The sequence below is a fragment of the Paenibacillus diazotrophicus genome (assembly GCF_042610465.1).
Genome location: NZ_JBGJZN010000018.1, coordinates 1 through 18,043, shown reverse-complemented (window position 1 = coordinate 18,043; position 18,043 = coordinate 1). Strand labels below are relative to the sequence as shown.

The 18,043-nt window shown below is 53.6% G+C and carries 16 protein-coding genes; 5 read left to right on the top strand and 11 right to left on the bottom strand.

Annotated features, from left to right (window positions below):
- Nucleotides 1-2,054: S-layer homology domain-containing protein (locus ACAN54_RS29830; protein WP_379164467.1), on the top strand; the 2,054-nt coding region annotated here is incomplete at its 5' end.
- 452 nt (nt 2,055-2,506) lie between these two features.
- Here the strand turns inward: ACAN54_RS29830 and ACAN54_RS29825 are convergent.
- Genes ACAN54_RS29825 through ACAN54_RS29800 form a run of 6 tightly spaced genes read right to left on the bottom strand, consistent with a single transcriptional unit; the run spans nt 2,507 to nt 9,219 of the window.
- Nucleotides 2,507-3,637, bottom strand: a complete 1,131-nt coding sequence (locus ACAN54_RS29825) for a YheC/YheD family endospore coat-associated protein (RefSeq protein ID WP_379164464.1) — start codon at nt 3,635-3,637, stop codon at nt 2,507-2,509.
- Complete coding sequence (locus ACAN54_RS29820) at nt 3,619-4,140, bottom strand: N-acetyltransferase (RefSeq protein WP_379164461.1); 522 nt, start codon at nt 4,138-4,140, stop codon at nt 3,619-3,621. The genes ACAN54_RS29825 and ACAN54_RS29820 overlap by 19 nt, the downstream gene beginning before the upstream one ends.
- Nucleotides 4,141-4,154: 14 nt before the next feature.
- Entirely contained in the window at nt 4,155-5,285 is a 1,131-nt protein-coding gene (locus ACAN54_RS29815; protein ID WP_379164459.1) for a YheC/YheD family endospore coat-associated protein, read from the bottom strand.
- Entirely contained in the window at nt 5,282-6,658 is a 1,377-nt protein-coding gene (locus ACAN54_RS29810; protein ID WP_379164456.1) for a YheC/YheD family endospore coat-associated protein, read from the bottom strand. Before ACAN54_RS29810 ends, ACAN54_RS29815 begins: the two co-directional genes overlap by 4 nt.
- Before the next feature lie 40 nt (nt 6,659-6,698).
- Nucleotides 6,699-7,838: a YheC/YheD family endospore coat-associated protein gene (locus ACAN54_RS29805; RefSeq protein ID WP_379164453.1), complete on the bottom strand. Its 1,140-nt coding sequence runs from the start codon at nt 7,836-7,838 to the stop codon at nt 6,699-6,701.
- Nucleotides 7,839-7,851: 13 nt separating this feature from the next.
- Entirely contained in the window at nt 7,852-9,219 is a 1,368-nt protein-coding gene (locus ACAN54_RS29800; protein ID WP_379164450.1) for a YheC/YheD family endospore coat-associated protein, read from the bottom strand.
- A 138-nt stretch (nt 9,220-9,357) separates the two neighbouring features.
- Between ACAN54_RS29800 and ACAN54_RS29795 the strand changes: the two genes are divergently transcribed.
- Nucleotides 9,358-9,702 carry a YlbF family regulator gene (locus ACAN54_RS29795; protein ID WP_379164447.1) on the top strand — a complete coding sequence of 115 codons (345 nt, stop codon included), beginning with the start codon at nt 9,358-9,360 and terminating at the stop codon, nt 9,700-9,702.
- Nucleotides 9,703-9,893: 191 nt separating this feature from the next.
- Here ACAN54_RS29795 and ACAN54_RS29790 read toward each other — a convergent pair whose 3' ends face one another.
- Nucleotides 9,894-10,469, bottom strand: a complete 576-nt coding sequence (locus ACAN54_RS29790) for an LURP-one-related family protein (RefSeq protein WP_379164444.1) — start codon at nt 10,467-10,469, stop codon at nt 9,894-9,896.
- A 175-nt stretch (nt 10,470-10,644) separates the two neighbouring features.
- Between ACAN54_RS29790 and ACAN54_RS29785 the strand changes: the two genes are divergently transcribed.
- Nucleotides 10,645-10,932 carry a hypothetical protein gene (locus tag ACAN54_RS29785; RefSeq protein ID WP_379164441.1) on the top strand — a complete coding sequence of 96 codons (288 nt, stop codon included), beginning with the start codon at nt 10,645-10,647 and terminating at the stop codon, nt 10,930-10,932.
- Nucleotides 10,933-11,130: 198 nt separating this feature from the next.
- Complete coding sequence (locus ACAN54_RS29780; RefSeq protein ID WP_379164438.1) at nt 11,131-12,465, top strand: DRTGG domain-containing protein; 1,335 nt, start codon at nt 11,131-11,133, stop codon at nt 12,463-12,465.
- Nucleotides 12,466-12,567: 102 nt separating this feature from the next.
- On the opposite strand, the gene ACAN54_RS29775 is transcribed toward ACAN54_RS29780, so the two are convergent.
- The 4 genes from ACAN54_RS29775 to ACAN54_RS29760 form a co-directional block, all read right to left on the bottom strand.
- Nucleotides 12,568-13,419 (bottom strand): leucine-rich repeat domain-containing protein, encoded by an 852-nt coding sequence (locus tag ACAN54_RS29775; protein WP_379164435.1) that lies wholly within the window; start codon nt 13,417-13,419, stop codon nt 12,568-12,570.
- A gap of 31 nt (nt 13,420-13,450) precedes the next feature.
- A complete protein-coding gene (locus ACAN54_RS29770; RefSeq protein ID WP_379164432.1) occupies nt 13,451-13,738 on the bottom strand; it encodes a YtpI family protein in 288 nt (95 codons plus the stop codon).
- Nucleotides 13,739-13,808: 70 nt separating this feature from the next.
- Complete coding sequence (locus ACAN54_RS29765; RefSeq protein WP_379164429.1) at nt 13,809-14,312, bottom strand: sporulation membrane protein YtrI; 504 nt, start codon at nt 14,310-14,312, stop codon at nt 13,809-13,811.
- A 7-nt stretch (nt 14,313-14,319) separates the two neighbouring features.
- Nucleotides 14,320-14,643: a YtrH family sporulation protein gene (locus ACAN54_RS29760; RefSeq protein ID WP_379164426.1), complete on the bottom strand. Its 324-nt coding sequence runs from the start codon at nt 14,641-14,643 to the stop codon at nt 14,320-14,322.
- Between the two features lie 143 nt (nt 14,644-14,786).
- Between ACAN54_RS29760 and ACAN54_RS29755 the strand changes: the two genes are divergently transcribed.
- Nucleotides 14,787-18,043: DNA polymerase III subunit alpha (locus ACAN54_RS29755; protein ID WP_379164423.1), on the top strand; the 3,257-nt coding region annotated here is incomplete at its 3' end.

Sequence of the window (18,043 nt, the reverse complement as noted above, 5' to 3'; positions counted from 1 at the left end):
GAGTGGCGAAAGACTTCTTCACCGTAGCTGGAGCAACAACAACGAATGCAGCAGATTCGGGGGTTGTGACTGCGGTATTCCCGGCAACGGCCGCTATACCTATCGCAACAGGAGCAATAGCGGGAGTAATAGCACCGGTTGCAGGAGCAACGCCGAAAACATCGATAGCGGACACAGCAGAGTATACAGCCTCAATAGCATGGTCTCCGGCAGATGCAACCTTTGCTGGAGCAGCCAGCTACACGGCAACGATTAGCCTTACACCAAAGCCGGGTTATACTTTAGCAGGAGTGGTTAAAGACTTCTTCACCGTATCCGGAGCAACAACAACCAATGCAGCGGATTCGGGGGTTGTGACCGCGGTATTCCCGGCAACGGCGGCTATACCTATCGCAACAGGATCAATAGCGGGAGTAACCGCACCGGTAGCTGGGGCAACGCCAGTCACTGCCGTAACGTATTCGTCAGAATATTCCGCGACGGTTAGCTGGTCGCCAGTGGCGACGCTATTTGCTCCAGAAACAGCCTATACCGCGACAATTACAATCACTCCAAAAGCAGGGTATACCTTAACGGGAGTGCCTGCATATTTCTTCTCCGTAGCCGGAGCAATCACCACGAATACGGCTGATTCAGGCATTGTAACCGCCGAATTTCCGGCGACAGCAGCGGCGCCTGTCACAGAAGTACCCGTGACAATCGTCCCCATTGCAACAGCAGGGATAGCTGGTGTAACAGCCCCAGTAACCGGGGCAACGCCAGTAACAACGGTAACATATTCGCCAGAATATACCGCAACGGTTAGCTGGTCGCCAGCGACGACGTTATTTGTTCCAGGAACAGCTTACGCGGCGACGATCACAATCACGCCCAAACCAGGATATACCTTAACGGGAGTGCCTGCTAATTTCTTCACCGTAGGTGGGGCAACCACAACGAATGCAGCGGACTCAGGTATTGTGACCGCCGAATTTCCGGCGACAGCACCTATTAGCACTGATACCGACACTGGTAGCCATACGGGCTCCGGCAGTACCTTCACGTTACCCACCAACATCATCGTTACCAGCACGAATGGTACTTTAACGCTTCCCGTAAACCAAGCGGGCGAGGTTAGCTTCGAGGACACCGTTAAGATCTCTATACCCGCTGGAGCGGCATCTAAAGAACTGATATTAACCATCGAAAAGGTGCTGGGCCCTCAAGTTCTGTTCACGAATAACGAGATTCTGCTCAGCCCTGTATACGAGATTACCAAAAACTTCTCGGAGGACTTCAACAAACCGGTAACGTTGAACCTTACGTTCGATCCAACCCTTGTGAAAAGTAACCAAAAGGCAGCAGTGTTCTATTATGACGAAGTAAAGAAAGCCTGGGTTGAAGTAACAGGAGGCAAGATCGAAGGGAATCACATCATGGTAGAAGTGAATCATTTCGGGAAATACGCTGTGCTCAGTGTAGACGAAGTGACGGGATTGCCAGTCACAGAACCCGTAACGGACACAACCACGGTAATGAACTTCAGTGATATCGCTGGGCACTGGGCAGAGGCCAGTATTCAGCAAGCGGTGAGCATGGGAATGGTTAAAGGTTACACAGACGGAACGTTCCAACCGAATCAAACGGTAACCCGTGCGGAATTCGCAGTGATGCTGATGAATGTGCTGAAACCGCAAGGAGCAGCAGTGGATCTAAATTTCATAGATACAGACACAATCGGAGTATGGGCGAAGACAGCAATTGCACAGGCGGTGCAAGCAGGCATTATTACTGGCTATGGAGACGGCGGTTTCCATCCGAATGCGGAAATAACCCGTGCCGAAATGGCAGTCATCCTCGCTAAAGCCCTGGGTAAGTCTGCCGAAGTCAAGCGGACCACCAGCTTCGCTGACGATAAGAATATTCCGGCGTGGGCGAAAGCCAGCGTAGAATTCGTGAAGCGAGCGGGAATCGTACAAGGGAGAGGGGATAATGAGTTTGCCCCACAAGACTCTGCGACAAGAGCTGAAGCGGTGACGGTCCTGCTAAAACTGTTGGCACAACGGAACGGATGATTATCAGTTCAGAATGGACCGAGATGAGAAGGGGGCTGCCCCAAATTATCATGGAACAAAGTTGGCTTCTCCCGGCGTCTTCACCCTTATATAGATATTAGGCTTAATAGCGCAATCTACAAAACAACCGCTCCTTCTGCAGACTTGAGAAGGGGCGGTTGTTTGTCAATTAGTACTACCATTTATTTCTGAATTTTAAGAACTTCAGAGAACATAAAAGCTTGGAGGAAATCATAGCATCCCTCATATTTAGTGCCTTTGCAGGACTGGGAATTTGGTTATCAATGTTGAATATTGTGCTTCATTTGGGCGGGGGTTATATTCACAATAACAAAATAACTTATTATCTTTACTGTAATATTGAAAATTAAATGACCAATAAACCACTTGCCTAATGGATTGTGGTTTATTGGTCATTTTGATCTTCTCTGTTACCTTCATCTTACTTTGTTCTATTCCTCAACCTTCTTCACCGAACTCGGCGTGTTCTTGTTCTTATACACCCACATAGCATACTCCAGCGGGCGGACCAGCGCTTTGCGGTAAGTTCCGCTGTCGCCGGAGCGTGCGAAGACCTCGCGGGCAGGCTTGGGATTGACCTCCAGTACGTAGATTCGGCCCTCGCGGTCAATGGCGAGATCCAGCGCCAGTTCGCAGAGGGCGCCGAAGCTCTCCTCCAGATAGGCTGCAGCGTCGAGACCCAGCTTCTCTGCGGTCTTCACCGCTTTGTCAGCTTTGTCTTCACTCCCGAGCCATTGCTTTAGCAGAATCTCGGCACGGATGGCGTGACCGCCGCCATGCAGGTTCGAGGTGACGCTGCGGGCGGCGCCCACCCGGCCGGCCATGCCGGTCAGCTCCCAGGCACCGTGGCCGTTCTTTTGCACAAGCATGCGGTAGTCGTGGTAACGTCCGCTTGGCAGGCGCAGCGGGATGCCCTGCTGCACCAGAAAGCGTCCACCGAGGCACCATTGCCGCACAATAGAATCCAGGCGGGCAAGTGAAACCTTCCGGGGGGCGATAATCTGCCGGCTCTGTCGGCGTCCCTGGATATCGTAGAGGGATTTACCTTGGCCCTGACGTTCGATCCGCAGGATGCCGCGTCCGCCGGTGCCGTTGATCGGTTTGACATAGACAACAGGACTGAATTTCAGCATCCGGTGGAGGTCAGCGGAGGACTGGTATAGCAACGTTTCCGGCATATGCTTCCGGAAGCGGCTCCGCTGCGAAAAGGTCTGATGCACCGTCCATTTATTGCGCAGCGGGCGGTTCAGAAAGGTCAAGTGGCTGTACCGCGCGCGGAAGCGCAGCAGCTGCTGAAAGCGCTGGCTGCGCTGAATCCGGCAGCGGTCATAGATCATATTCGGAAAGGAGCGCCATTTGCGCGACCAGGTTCCGCTTTTCACATCGTAGACAAGGGCGTGGATCTGTTCTTTGCTGACATTCACATCGGCGGGGGTAAATACAAAGACATCCAGGCCAATCCGGCTGCCTTCAATAATCATCCTCCGATAGACGCTTTTCTCTTCAAGCTGTTTGGCTTCGTTCAGATAGAGCGTAAGGATGCCTAAGACGGGTTCTGGCACAGGAGTTCACCTTCTTGTGGAAGTATTGTGGACGGACTGCCCGGGTGAAGTGGTGAACGCAGCAGCAGTGTGGGTTTGCCGGTAGGGCCCTCGGTTAATGCGACTGCCACAAATCCTGAATTGAAGCACATCTTCAGGCTTGCCGTATTATCGCACGCTACGGCACATTCTAGACTTCCAAGGCGTTCAAGCTGTGCGGACAGCAGCGCTGTCCCGGTACGGCGGTTCCGGTACAAGGGATGGACGGCGACAAGGCAGGCGTCCTTGCCGAAGCCGGACACGAAGCTGACACCGGCAAGCTGTCGTCCGTTCTGGCCGCGCACGGTGGCCACGAGCAAAGATACACCAGGCTGCGCCAGATGCTCCGGTGTAAGCCGCGCCAGCACTTTGCATCCGCGAAGTGTGAGCCGACGATCACCGTGCTCTCTTAAGAACTCCAGCAGACCCGCCAGCCTGATGTGCCACTGCTTCGGGTCACTGTCGTAGATGGAAGATATCTGCATGGTGTGTCACTTCCTTATAGTGGAATTCTTGGCTGTTTGCTATGACGGGACAGATGCTGGCCATAGTGAAAGATGCGTTCCAGTGACAGCTTCCGGATGGCAGGCTCATCGAATTTCATCGGACGGGAGTTGGCCTCGAAGAACCACAGTCCGCCTTCCTGATCCACACCCAGGTCCATGGACATCTCGCCAAGCATGGTTTCCGATGCACGTTCGATTTGCCGGGCGATCAGCAGCGCGGTTGTAGGGACACTCTTCAAAATGGCTGCCGACCGCTCTGCACCGAAGGTGCCCTCCAGCATGCTGGCAGGTTCTTCAATACTGCCCCCGCGCGGCACATGGGTCGTTATGCTCCGAGCTCCTGCCAGCCGTGCGCCGATTCCAGTTATCGCCCAGGCTCCTTTGCCGTTCTTTTGAAGCAGCACACGCAGATCAAAAGGGCGGCCGCGATGTGCAGCAAGCTCAATCGCCTGCTGCACAATATAGCGGGAGTCACCTTTCTCTTTGCCGATCCGTGCCCAGAGACGTTCTAGCGAAGCCGCTTTATAGGTCACGTTTTTTTTGCCGCTCTGGATTTGCAGTCGGTAAGGGAGGCTGGAGTCCAGGCGGTACTTGAGACGCATGATCCCTTTGCCGGCTTTCCCGTTCTCGGGTTTGAGATAGAGGCTTTCATGATTCCTCAGCATCGCAACCAGTGTATTTGCACTGCGCAGACGTCTTGTTTTGGGCACATGTTTGGAGGTGGCCCGTGATTCCTTCAGCCATTCAAACAGACTCCATTTATTGAAGAAATTAGGATTGTAAAGGTGGATGTCAGGATGCTCCAGACATTCTGCTATTTTGCGGGCGACAGGCGCTTTTTCCTCATCTTCCCGGGTGGGGATGCGGCTATAGATCACCTGCGGCAGCGGCATGGGGGTACCGTACCAGATCTTGCCGCTGGCGGAGGGGACGAAGCCGTTCACCACCCGCTCATCCAGCTTCAGATCGCGGACAGTGACGACATAGACCAAATATCCCATTTCCTTGCCGGTGCGGATAATATCACGGAAGTTTTCGCGGTTCCCGCGGAACTGCCGCAGCCTGTCGCTGGTCGTCAGAATGGCGATTACAGGTTTGCCGGGGTCGGGAATTCGGCTGTTCACAACTCATCCCTCCTGCGGAATTTGCTGAGGTATAGACAGTGCTCCAGGATATGCTCGATGGAAGCTTTGCCCTCAGCGCGCAGGGAAGGATGGCGGAAGATCGAGCGTCCCGGTTTGGCATTTGCCTCGAACATCCAGATATCCTCATCCTGGTCGATGCCAAGGTCAAAACCGATTTCACCGAGCAGATGCCGGTGCTGGATCTCCAGAGATTCGGCAAGCTTGACAGCCGTTGCTTTGGCCCGCTGCAGCACTTCGTCTGCTCTGGCCCCGAAGACACGGCCCAGAGCCTGCTGCGGAGTGAGCAGGGCGCCGCCATTCTTGAGATGGGTAGTAACACTGCCACGGCCGGCTTTTTTGGCGCCGATCCCGACGACAACCCACTGATTGCTTCCGTTTTTGTGCATATGAAAACGGAAGTCTATCGGGCAGCTGTCAATTTCAATCAGCCGGATACCTTGCTGTACCACATAGCTTTGCAGGTGTTGGCCGTGCCGGCCCCGCAGCATCCGCATCAGGCTTTCGAAGCTGGCGAAGCGAAGAAGCACGTTCTTGCCGCTTTTCCGATAGCGGGCGAAGTAGCCCTTCTTGGGCAGGTAGGTCAGCCGGTAAATGCCGTGCCCCAGGCTGCCTGCTGAAGGTTTGTAGTATACGAAATGATGGCGGTCAAGCATATCCTTCATCTGTTCCGGACTTGGGTTGCTGTGTGTCTCGGGTACGAAGCGGCTCGCCGCACTGTCATTCTCCAGCAGCCGGTAAATATCTGATTTATTGAAAAAACTCCAGTTGAAATAGGGAATCTTTTTACGTCCAAAACGTTCGCGGAGCTGGTTAATGTAGGGAGAAGTCTCAGCTCTGCGGCTGGGGAGCCGGTTGTAGACAACATCCGGAAGCGGGACCAGCTTGCGCTCGAATTTACCGCTGGCATTCAGGAAATAGCCATTGACCTGCTCCTGCTGCCAATCGATGTCCCGCGGCATGAACGCGAAGATATAGCATTTGTTACTTCCTTCCCGCAGCAGCTGCTTGATGAAGCCGGTACGGGAACCGAAGGGCTGCGCCGAAGAAGATGCCGGACCGTCGGACAACACGCCGACAAGCGGTCCAAGCTGAACTTCATCATTCTGCAGATTTCGCAGATAGACACCGCCGGAATTCGGGATTTTGATTGCACTCTTCACACCTGAGGCGAGAAAAAGATGTTTACCCGCACGTTTGATCGGTTTAATCATCGCCGGAATCGCATCCTTGCCCAGCCGCAGGCGGATGTTTTTCTTGCCGGTCAGTTTCAGACTTCTCATCAGTTCACCCGAGACGTAGACTACTCTTTGGGGCTGCTTGGTAAAATGAACATTGCAAAAAGTGAGACCCATTTATGAATCCTCCTTAGGAACCATTGATTTCATTCTCCCGTTAATAATGGAGCGGTCCAGCAGCGAACACGCGGGTGTCCGCCGATGAAGTACGAAGCAGATGCCTGGTATAGCGCAGCGGGTTCTCGGCGGCGAGCCTAGCAGCCCGGCGGTCACCCGTCAGCCGGAACACCGTGCGCCCTGGTTTGGAATTGGCTTCTAGCAGATAGATTCTGCCGGCAGGATCCAGGCCGAAGTCGAGACCCAGCTCTCCAAGTCTGCCGCAGGTCTCCTCCAGTAAGGGAGGCAGAAGAGCTGCTGCTCCGGCCAGCTCCTGAAGCAGCTCTTCTCCGGACTTTCCGTATTCTGCAAGCAGGAACGGCAGCGGAACGACTGCGGTCCCTCCGCCGTGCAGGTTCGAAGTCAGTGAATCGCGGCTGCCCAGCCGAACAGCCATGCCAGTCAGCATCCAGACGCCGTGCCCGTTCTTTTGCATAAGCACGCGCACATCGAACGGCTGGCCTGCTCTGCTCGTAAGCTGCAGGTAAGGCTGAATAATATAGCGGCGCGAGCCGATGAATTCCTGGACCCAGTCCAGACCCTCATCAAGTGAGCCGAACACATGTTGAAAAGGAAGGTTTGCCCCGTTCCTTCCGCGCAGGCTAATTCCTCCGCCTTGGCTGCGGGGGAGTCTTACAGCATGAAGCGTACGTTTACCATGAGAACCAGCCCGGGGCTTCAGAAACACACCCTGTTCTCTTTCCGCAAGCACGGTTCCAAGATCCCCGGTGTTCTTGTAGAGCCGGGTTTCGGGCAGAAACCCGGCAACCCTGCGGCTGCGCCGGAGAATTTCATAGACTCCCCACTTATCCGGAAGTCCGCGGGACCAGGGGATGGAGCCGGAAAGGGCAGACAAGGCAGAGGTAACTGCTCTTTTTTCCTGCGGATTAGTGATCAGACAACGGTTGTACAGGATATCCGGTGCAGAGGTGCTGACAGTTTTCCATTCTCCATCTTCCAAGGTATATCCGCTGATGGTTTGGCCGTCACTGCTTACACCATACGGGTGGAACACGATGATCTGGAGATCGTACAAGGGGGCTGCCCGGCATAACTGGGTGCAGAACTCCGGTTCTGCGATAGGGGGATTCCCATGGCTTCGTCCAGTCATAATACCCAGGAACCCCAGTGCTGTCTCCATCATGATGTCCTCCTTATAATCCGGCCAGATAGCGGCAGTATAGAATCATCTGCTTCACAGACGGGCGGATCTTCTGATCGTTCAGCGGGGTGTTGTCGTTCTTGGACGGTTTGGAATTGACCTCCAAAAGCCATATTCGTCCAGACTGGTCGAGGGCGAGGTCAATGCCCAGTTCACCGAAATGTGCAGGAATATAGGTTTCTACACCTCTTGCGATAGCCAGTGCCGCCCTGGGCAGCTGAGCCTGTGAGCTTTCCTTCACACCAGAGGGCAGGTTGCTCTTCGAAATAGCTTCCCGTACTGTGCTAAGTGTTCCGCCGCGTGCCAGATTGGAGACAAAATGATTGCTCCCGGCTGTACGGGCGACAATGGAGGTGACGCCCCATTTGCCTGTGCCATTCTTTTGCACAAGAGCCCGGAAATCTACAGGCCGCCGCCCGAGCTCCAATAGAGGCAAACCTTGCTGAATCTGATAACGCGTCGTTTTCATCTTGGGGGTGACGGACTGGAACAGCTTGGTCAGGCTGGGATAACTTTGTTTGCGTGTACCCAGCGGTGTGGTGGACAACAGCTGGTAGCCGCCGCCCTCTTCCTTGGAAATTCTCAGAATGCCTTTGCCGAGACTGCCGCGGACCGGTTTGAGGAACACACTGCTGTAGGTGCCGCACATTTTCTTTAACACCGCAAAACCTTTCAGGGCATGGGATTCCGGCAAATACCTCTGCAGCGCGGCATCTTGCGCCAACGCTTCAAATACTTCAGTCTTGTCAAGAAATTTTTCATTGAAAAAATGTGTGCCATAGCGGGATTTTACATCAGCCAGAAAATGCTGTACGCTAGGTTTGTTCTCTACCTTTCGCGTCGTAAGCCGATTGTTGATCACATCGGCAACAGGAAGACTTAGCTTCCGCCAGCCCTCATCGTATACCCAGCCCTCAATGGAAGGGCTGCGCGGTTCCAGCGCTTCCGGGGTAAAGAAATATACATAGGCGCCTTGTGCATGGCAGGCATGGGTCAGCTCCCGGCAGAACATGGTAATCGGACCGAACAGCCGGTCAGGGTGATCGGGGTGATCGCGGCTCACCAGCACTCCGATGATCGGCCCGAGGCGCAAGGTACGGCTTCCCGGGCTGTAGGAGACATTGAGCGTAAGCCGCTGTCTGAGTCCGAGCCGGCGGGCCATTGCTTCGCTGATACGCAAGCTGTCGGATTTGGGAACCGGAATAACCGTGACCTCCTGCCGGAATGAGCCGAAGGTGAGCTGGATGGAACCATGCACCGGTATTTTGAGCTTTTTCATGGATTTGTCGCCAAGCATTATAGCGTTTTCCTGCAGGATGCCCGAGTGGACCGTGTGGACCGGGATCTTGAACTTAGACATCGTGGATCTCCTTCCGGTAGGCAGCATGATGCCGGCTATTGAATCTTAAGGGTTGCATATCATTCATCATATGGAGACATCTGACCCTTGGTGATTGACCTATTCTGTATGCTCATAAAACTTTAGGAGGAAACAACAATGAACGTAATCGACAAGGCGCATGAATTGGCGCGTGCCATCAAAGACAGCAGCGAGGTAGCCGATATCACAAGTGCAATGAAGGTGATTGAAGCAGATCAGGAGAGCAAGCATATGCTTGATAATTTCCGTCAGAGCCAGATTGAGCTCCAGCAGCGGATGATGAGCGGAGAGATGCCTCCCCAGGAGGAAATGGAGAAGATGGAGAAGCTGTTCGAGGTGTTGAACCTGAATCTGGGCATCCGGAGATTGTTCGATGCGGAACGGCGTCTCAGCGTGGTTATAGAGGATGTGAACAAAATCATTACAGACAGCTTGTCCCAAATGTACGGCGGGGCACAGTAGCCCGTAAGCCTGCACAATACAAGCTGCATAGTGTACAAACAGGGGTCGTTCCAACAGCCAATACGGCTGGAGGAACGACCCCTGTTTGGTTGAGATAACTTACAATCATATGATTCGGCGCTGGCTTCAATCCTATGAGCAGCCGTTTCACACATAGCGACTTTCCGGATACAGTCTTCCGCAGGAACAGACTAATCCTGTTTGCCTTCTATCGCGCAGAGCAGAATCCCTGCAGCCAGAGCAAGACGGCGGTCAAGCAGACCTTTGCGGTCCTCGGAGAAGTCCGCGATGATTTTGGTGACAAAAGGATTGAAGTTCTGCCGGAAGGCAGGGATGGTGACGTCTCTGAGCTCGATGTTGTATTTCTGCGGAATCAGTGTAATGAAACGCCGCAGCAGCGCCATAAATGTGCTGTCTTCCTTGATCAATCCGATTTCGGTATCATTGTTGTCCAGCAGAACCCATTCATCCTTCACAATCGACTTGAGACCTTTGCGGCGCAGTGCACCGAGATGTTCGCCAGTCTCCGAATCATGCACATCGTAGGTGGCACTGAAATCGATCACATTACGCGCCTTGATGCGGAGCAATTCCTGTGCCATACTCTCATCGGTGTAGAGGGCAATGTCCTCTTTCAGCTTAAATGCCTTCATTTGCGAATATAGCACTAGCTCCTCCGAATTGTTGTAAATATGCAGTTTGGCTCCCATGATGGAAAATACTTTTTTGCGGATAATGTACTCAGAATAGTTAAATGCGTTGTTCAATGGAAATCCCTCCCTGGAATGCATTCATCATCTCATAACCTGTAGGACCATGCCATATGCAAAACCACATCCTCGCAGCTTTTTTTATAACTTGTCTCATAATTCAGCCAGCGGGTTCATAGAGTAGAGATATAGATTCAATTGAACAACCTTGAGAGAGAAGGAGCGGTCTTCAATGAAAAAAAGAAACAAATTCAAGCATGTCATCTACATGCTGGCGGCACTGGCGATGCTGCTCTACGCGCTTCCGCAGCTGTCTTTTCAGAACGGCCCCGGCTGGGTGCTTGGCTTCGGTGTGGTCTGGTGCATTTTTGCCTTCCTGGTGATTGCGTCACATCTGCATTTCATTATCGGCGTGGATGAAGAGAAGCACAAACGGCTGGAGGCCGTCCGCAAGCATAAGCTGGATCAGTGGCAGGGCAAGTGGACAGATGAACCCGCCAGAGTGTCGCAAAGATCCTGAGCATCGGCTACATACACTTTATTCATCCTCTGAGTCCGCTATACCAGCGGGATCGGGGGATTTTTGGTCTGGAATCTCTGAGAATGAAGGAGAGAATCCATGTCATCAAAATGCCCCGCCAAAGCGGTTGTACTCCTGCATTCCAAGCGTGTATAATGGGTACAGAGTAGTACAGATCGGAGCATGGGGGTGTAACAGTTGGAGGGTCAAATTGATAACATAACCAAACATGAACAACTGCTGCAGCACATCGAAAGCCTGAAGGTTGGAACCAAAATCTCTGTCCGCAAGCTGGCAAGGGAAATGGGTGTCAGTGAGGGGACGGCATACCGTGCGGTGAAAGAAGCCGAGAATCTAGGCATCGTCATTACCAAGGAGCGGATCGGTACAGTCCGTGTAGAGAAGAAACCCCGTAATATCTCCGATCAGCTGACCTTCGGTGATGTGGTAGATATCGTAGAAGGCCATGTGCTGGGCGGAGCAGATGGATTGAACAAACATCTGCATAAATATGTTATTGGCGCTATGAAGGTGGATGCAATGATCCGCTATATTGATGCGGACAGCCTCCTGATCGTCGGGAACCGTGAGGATGTGCATTCGCTTGCGCTGGAGCAGGGGGCGGCGGTGCTTGTGACAGGGGGCTTCGGGACAAGCCGTGAAGTTAAGGCGCAGGCGGATGAATTGGATCTGCCGGTAATCTCCTCGCGCCATGATACGTTTACTGTGGCGTCCATGATTAACCGGGCGATTTTTGACCGGTTGATCAAGAAGAAAATTATGCTGGTTGAAGATATCGTGGACAACAAGCCGCGCCTGAACACACTCAAAATATCCAGCACGGTCAGCGAGCTCCGTCAACTGTCCTTAGACAGCGGGGAGCAGCGATTCCCGGTAACGGATGAATGGAACCGGGTCATTGGAATCGTGGGCCGCCGCGATGTAGAAGAGCTTGCCGAGGGACAGAGTATAGAGAAAGCCATGGTTCGCAGTCCGATTACAGCCGGGCTTCAGACCTCACTGGCATCCGCAGCCCAGATTATGATGTGGGAGGGCATTGATTTCCTGCCAATCGTTGACCGCAATCGCAAGCTGGTAGGCTCGCTGACCCGCAGAGAGGTGCTGCAGAGCCTGCGGGACGTCAGCAATCAGCCCCAGCTAGGGGAAACATTTGATCATCTGATCTGGAATGGTTTTGCCGAGGAGCGGGATGAGGAGGGAAAGCTATTCTTCCACGGCTTTATTACCCCGCAGATGGCAACAGACTTGGGTACCATCTCTGAAGGTGTATTGTCAACACTGATGACGCTATCCGCCTTCAAGGCGGCCAAGGATATTACCGGCAATGATTATGTACTGGATAACATGTCCACCTATTTCATCCGTCCGGTTCAGATTGAACACTCCATTATGGTGATGCCGAAGCTGCTGGAGATCAGCCGCCGGACCTGCAAAATCGAAATCGAAATTAGCCATATGGATACACTGGTTGCCAAGGCGGTACTGCTGCTGCAATCGATTGACCACGGCTGACGAGGAGGGTTCTGCGAGAACTTCAACCCTTCCGATACAGGTCAAAAAGACTATCACGCGCGCCTACGAAGGCCGGAGATAGTCTTTTTGCGGTACATCCAATTACAAATATACGATACAGCCATTGTCCTCTAGCCTCGGCAGCCAGCCCGGAAGGGTCAATTCATGATTCCAGCGCAGGTCCAAACGTTCCAGTCCCTTGATTTCCAGCAAGGACTCGGGGATTTCCAGGAGATGATTGCTCCTCAAATCTAGCTCTAATAGATTCGTCAGCCGTCCGATTTGCTCAGGGAGCACGGAAAGCCGGTTATTTCGCAGATTCAGCCTCCGCAGTCTGGTACATTCGCTTAATGATTCCGGCACATGAAGCAGCTGATTATTTTCAGCATCCATAACCCGTAGAAGCGGCAGTCCGCCGAATATCTCCGGGAGCACGGAGAGACAGTTGTTCTTCAGATGCAGTTCCCTAAGGCTGATAAGTTTCCCGCATGCTTCGGGTAAGGCAGTTAGTTGATTATTCATAATCCGCAGTTCGACCATTTTGGTAAGACCGCCAAGCTCAGCCGGCAATTCCGCAAGTGAATTATCGCTGAGATTCAAATACTTCAACTTTTCCAGCTGTCCGATTTCAGGAGGGATGGAATGGAGACGATTGTTATGGAGATAGAGGTAATCCTCCAGCTGTGCCAGCTTTCCAATTTCCGCTGGAACCGATTCGATCTGGTTATGGCCAAAATCAATCATTTTGACCTTGCAGAGTGTTTGGATCTCAGGTGGAATGCTCTGCAGCTTATTGACTGAAAGATTCAAGATTTCCAGATTGTGCATCAGTAAAATCTCATTGGGAATGCTGCTGAACCTATTGTCATAGAGATTCAGATCAGTTACTTCACTTAAGCAATGTCCTAAGTCCGGTAATGCGGCCAGACCGCTGTGGGATCCATCGAATTTCACAGTGTTACCTCCTGCATATCTTCTTCATTATTCAAGCTTTGTAGAATCCATAGCTGCGCAGTCCAGAGAAGATGTTGAAAGCCCCGATCAGCAGAAACAATGCCTCGATAATTACATTGACCGTGGAGCCGCGGAACACAAACATGCAGATCAGGGAGAGCGATACGAGCATGGCACCCAGCAGAATGTTCATAATGGAGCGTTTGACGCCTTTTTCCAGCGGGTCTTGCGCTCTGCGGGAATAGAAACTGTAGACGGCGGCACCAATCATACAGACCATCATTAGAATGAACAGCACATATTTGATGAACAGAATCATGGACAGGCAGCTCCTTTGTGGCCAAGGTGGTAAAAGCCGTGTTTTGCCAACTATTGTACCATGATTGTCCTCAGCTGCGTCTAAAAGGGCTGATTTCAACCCAGATTTGCAGCACCCCCTCCATGACGAGCATAGTACGGATTCGGACAGCATATTCCTTCTCTCGTACGATGTAGATTTTACCGTCCAAAAGTAGCCGGGCCAGCTTGCCGTCGGTATCGATATCGAACATGCTGCGCCCGCGCATCGGCTCCAGGTCTGTACTCAATTTGCTGATAATTTCCTTCGCGGTGACGGGATCGATAGCGGCAGCGCCTTCCTGCACCGTGCTGTCTTCCGTACGTAGCTTTATTTCCCGGATTACGGTGGAGGTGTTGTTGTATTTCTTGAGCGTCTTGATATCCTTGCGGTACTGCTCTACCTGATCGCGCAAATCTTTATTATTCAGCCAGAGCACATTATAGCCCATATGAAAAATGGCGTTATACATGACACTTCCCACAACCATTCCCAGTACAAAGATGGCGGAAATCTGCGAAAAGCGGCGGTAGCGCTGGAAGGGAGGAACCCTCATGGTCCGCTCACCCCTTGCCGCACACCCATTTGACCAGCTCGCTGCCCATATGAGCGCCTAGAAAGGCGAAGACTAAATAAAGAATTTGCTTGATAGCAGGGGAGAGATTGCCGCCCAGCATGTTGCTCTCAATCACCCGCATCGGGTCGATGGTTCCGCCGACGGCAGCGGCAAGTGCCCAAATCTTAATCCGGTCGGCCACGTCCAGCATGGTCTGTGTCGGGGGCTGGAGTGAGACTACGGCACCCATACCGCCCAGCATGGCCCCTCCCAGGACGATTCCGAAAGCAATAAAAAAATCGAGGACAGCTTTACTCAAAAAAATGTTCATACAAGGCCCCTTTCTGAACCAGGCAGCACTTCCCTCAGCCTGTCCTTGTGCTCTTTCTTCATTCTATGGGCGGCTCCCCCTTGAATATGATAAAATAGTTTCATCTTATGTTTTGATTCTGGAACCTGAAGGGAAGTGGGGATATGAGCCCTTTCGTGCATTTGCATGTGCACAGCGAGTACAGTCTACTGGACGGGGCGGCACGCATTACAGATCTGGTGCGCCGGGCCGGCGAATACGGCATGAAATCGCTGGCGCTTACGGATCATGGAGTGATGTATGGGGCCATCCCCTTTTATAAAGCGTGCAAAGAAAACGGAATCCAGCCGATCATCGGCTGTGAAGCCTATTTGACCGCAGGTTCGCGCCGTGAGCGGGGCAGTCGCAAGGATCAGCCGATTTACCATCTGATCCTGCTCGCGAAGAATGAGACCGGGTACAAAAATCTAATGCGGCTCGTGTCCATCGGCCATCTGGAGGGCCAGCACTATAAGCCGCGTATTGATATGGAATCCCTTGCCGCCCATGCCGAGGGTATCATCTGCTTAAGTGCCTGTCTCGGCGGCGAGGTGCCGCAGCATCTGCTGCATGGACGTGAAGAAGAGGCACGTAAAGCGGCGCTTCGGTACAAGGAGATTTTTGGCGGGGATTTCTATCTGGAACTGCAGGATCATGGGATTCCCGAGCAAAAGCGGGTCAATCCTAAGCTGATTGCACTCGCCGCCGAATGCGGTATCGAGCTGGTAGCTACGAATGATGTCCATTATCTGGCCAAAGAGGACGCCGAGGTCCAGGATGTGCTGATCTGCATCGGCACTGGGAAGACGGTTGATGACGAGGAGCGTCTGAAGATTGGAACCGACCAGCTGTTCCTCAAGAGCGGTGAGCAAATGGCTGCTCTGTTCCCGCATGTGCCGCAGGCGCTGGCGAACACACTGATTATCGCTGAAAAGTGCAATCTGGAGCTGACCTTCGGCGAGCATATCCTGCCTGCCTATTCTCCGCTGCCGGAAGGCCTGGATGCTGCCGCCTATCTCCGTGAGCTCTGCTGGAGCGGGCTGGAAGCCCGCTATGCGGATACACCGCGCTGGTCTTCACCCGAGGAGAAGGATGCGGCCGGGAAGCGGCTGAATTATGAGCTGGGCGTTATTGAGAAGATGGGGTTCAGCGATTATTTTCTGATCGTCTGGGACTTCATCGCCTTCTGTCACCGGGGCGGGATTGTTACAGGTCCGGGCAGAGGTTCTTCCGCAGGCAGCCTGACCGCCTACTGTCTGCGGATTACCGATGTGGACCCGCTGAAGTACAACCTGCTCTTCGAGCGGTTTCTGAATCCCGAGCGGATTACGATGCCGGATATTGATATTGACTTCAGCGACGAGCGCCGTGATGAGGTTATCGCTTATGTAGTGAATAAATACGGCAAAGAGCATGTCGCACAGATTATCACCTTTGGTACGATGGCTGCCAGAGCAGCTGTACGGGACGTGGGAAGAGCACTTAATCTGCCCTATAACGATGTGGACAAAGCAGCAAAGCTGATTCCGGGACAGCTCGGAATCAGCATCATCCGGGCACTGGAGGGGGCTCCCGAGCTGAAGGCCCTCTATGACAGCAATCCGAAGATCAAAGGCTTGCTTGACATGGCAATGAAGGTAGAGGGCATGCCCCGGCATGCGTCAACCCATGCGGCAGGAGTCGTGATCTCCAAGGGTCCGCTGACCGATGCAGTACCTCTGCAGGCCGGTAATGAGAGTACAGCGCTCACGCAGTATTCCATGGAGCATCTGGAGAGTGTGGGTCTGCTGAAAATGGATTTTCTGGGTCTGCGCACACTTTCCATTATTGAGCGCAGCATGAATTGGATTGCAGAAATGACTGGCAGTGCTCCTGATTTTGGCATCATTCCGGATGATGACCCCCTAACCTATGAGATGCTCAGCGCAGGCGAAACCACTGGTGTGTTCCAGATGGAATCTGCAGGTGTACGGCGTGTACTTAAGGATATGAAGCCTACTGGCTTCGAGGACATCGTATCGGTGGTGGCATTGTACCGCCCGGGTCCGATGGAGTTCATCCCTAAATATATCGCCGGCAAGCATGGCCAGATCGAAGTGGAGTATCCGCATGCCGATCTGAAGCAGATCCTCGATGATACGTACGGCATCATCGTCTATCAGGAGCAGATCATGCAGATCGCCTCGCTGATGGCGGGATTCTCGCTTGGTGAAGCGGATCTGCTGCGCCGGGCGGTCTCCAAGAAGAAGCGGGAGACGCTCGACAAGGAGCGCGGCCACTTCGTGCAAGGCAGCCTTCGGCAAGGCTACTCCGAGGAGGATGCCAATGCCGTCTACGACATGATTGTACGATTTGCCAACTACGGCTTCCCGCGCGCCCATGCGGCGGCGTATGGCGTGCTGGCTTTTCAGACGGCCTATCTCAAGGCCCACTATCCCGTCCAGTTCATGGCTGCCATGCTGACGGCGGTGATGGGAACCCACCGCAAGGTAGCGGAGTATGTGCTGGAATGCCGCCGCAGCGGGATCGGAGTGCTGCCTCCGGATGTTAACGAGAGCAGAGTCCTGTTCACTCCCGTTCCGGGCGAAGGTCCAGGGCATATCCGCTTCGGACTGGCAGCCGTCAAGAATGTCGGTACGCTGGCCGTGGAGAATATTATGGAGGTCCGCAAGGAGCGGCCGTTCGACAGCCTGCTCGACTTCTGCCGCCGGGTGGATCTTCGTGTCTGTAATAAGCGGGTGGTGGAGTCTCTGCTGCAGGCTGGAGCGTTCGACCAGCTCCCAGGCCACCGTGCCCAGCTGCTTGCGATGCTGGACGAGACAGTGGATGCCGCGCTGAAGTGGCGCAAGGAACGCGACGAGCTTCAGATTCAGCTCTTCGACGATCTGATTGAGACACCGAACTGGGAGATCCGCTACCCGGATATTCCCAGCTTCACGGTTACCCAGCAGCTGGAGCTGGAGCGGGAGCTGCTCGGGCTCTACCTGTCCGGGCACCCATTGGACGATGCTGCGGAGCTGCTTGAGGAGCCGGGCATGCAGCGGCTCATGGACTTGGGCGAAGCGGCGGATGAGAGCCAGACCGTGACAGCGGGCATGGTCGTTTCCGTCAAGGAAATCACCACGAAGGCCGGTAAGGCGATGGCCTTTGTGGAATGGGAAGACCAGATCGAGCGCTGCGAGGTCGTACTCTTCCCTGAGGTCTGGAAACGCAGCCGCGCCCTGATCGTGAAGGGCGCCCTGCTGGCCCTGCGCGCCAAGGTGCAGCAGGAGGATGAGGGCTTCAAGCTGCTGGCCGAAGAGGTCGCGCCGCTTGGCGCGGACACGCTCCGCGGCCTGCTGCAGCGCCGCAGCGCAGCCGCCGCCCGGGCCGGAAGCCCCGG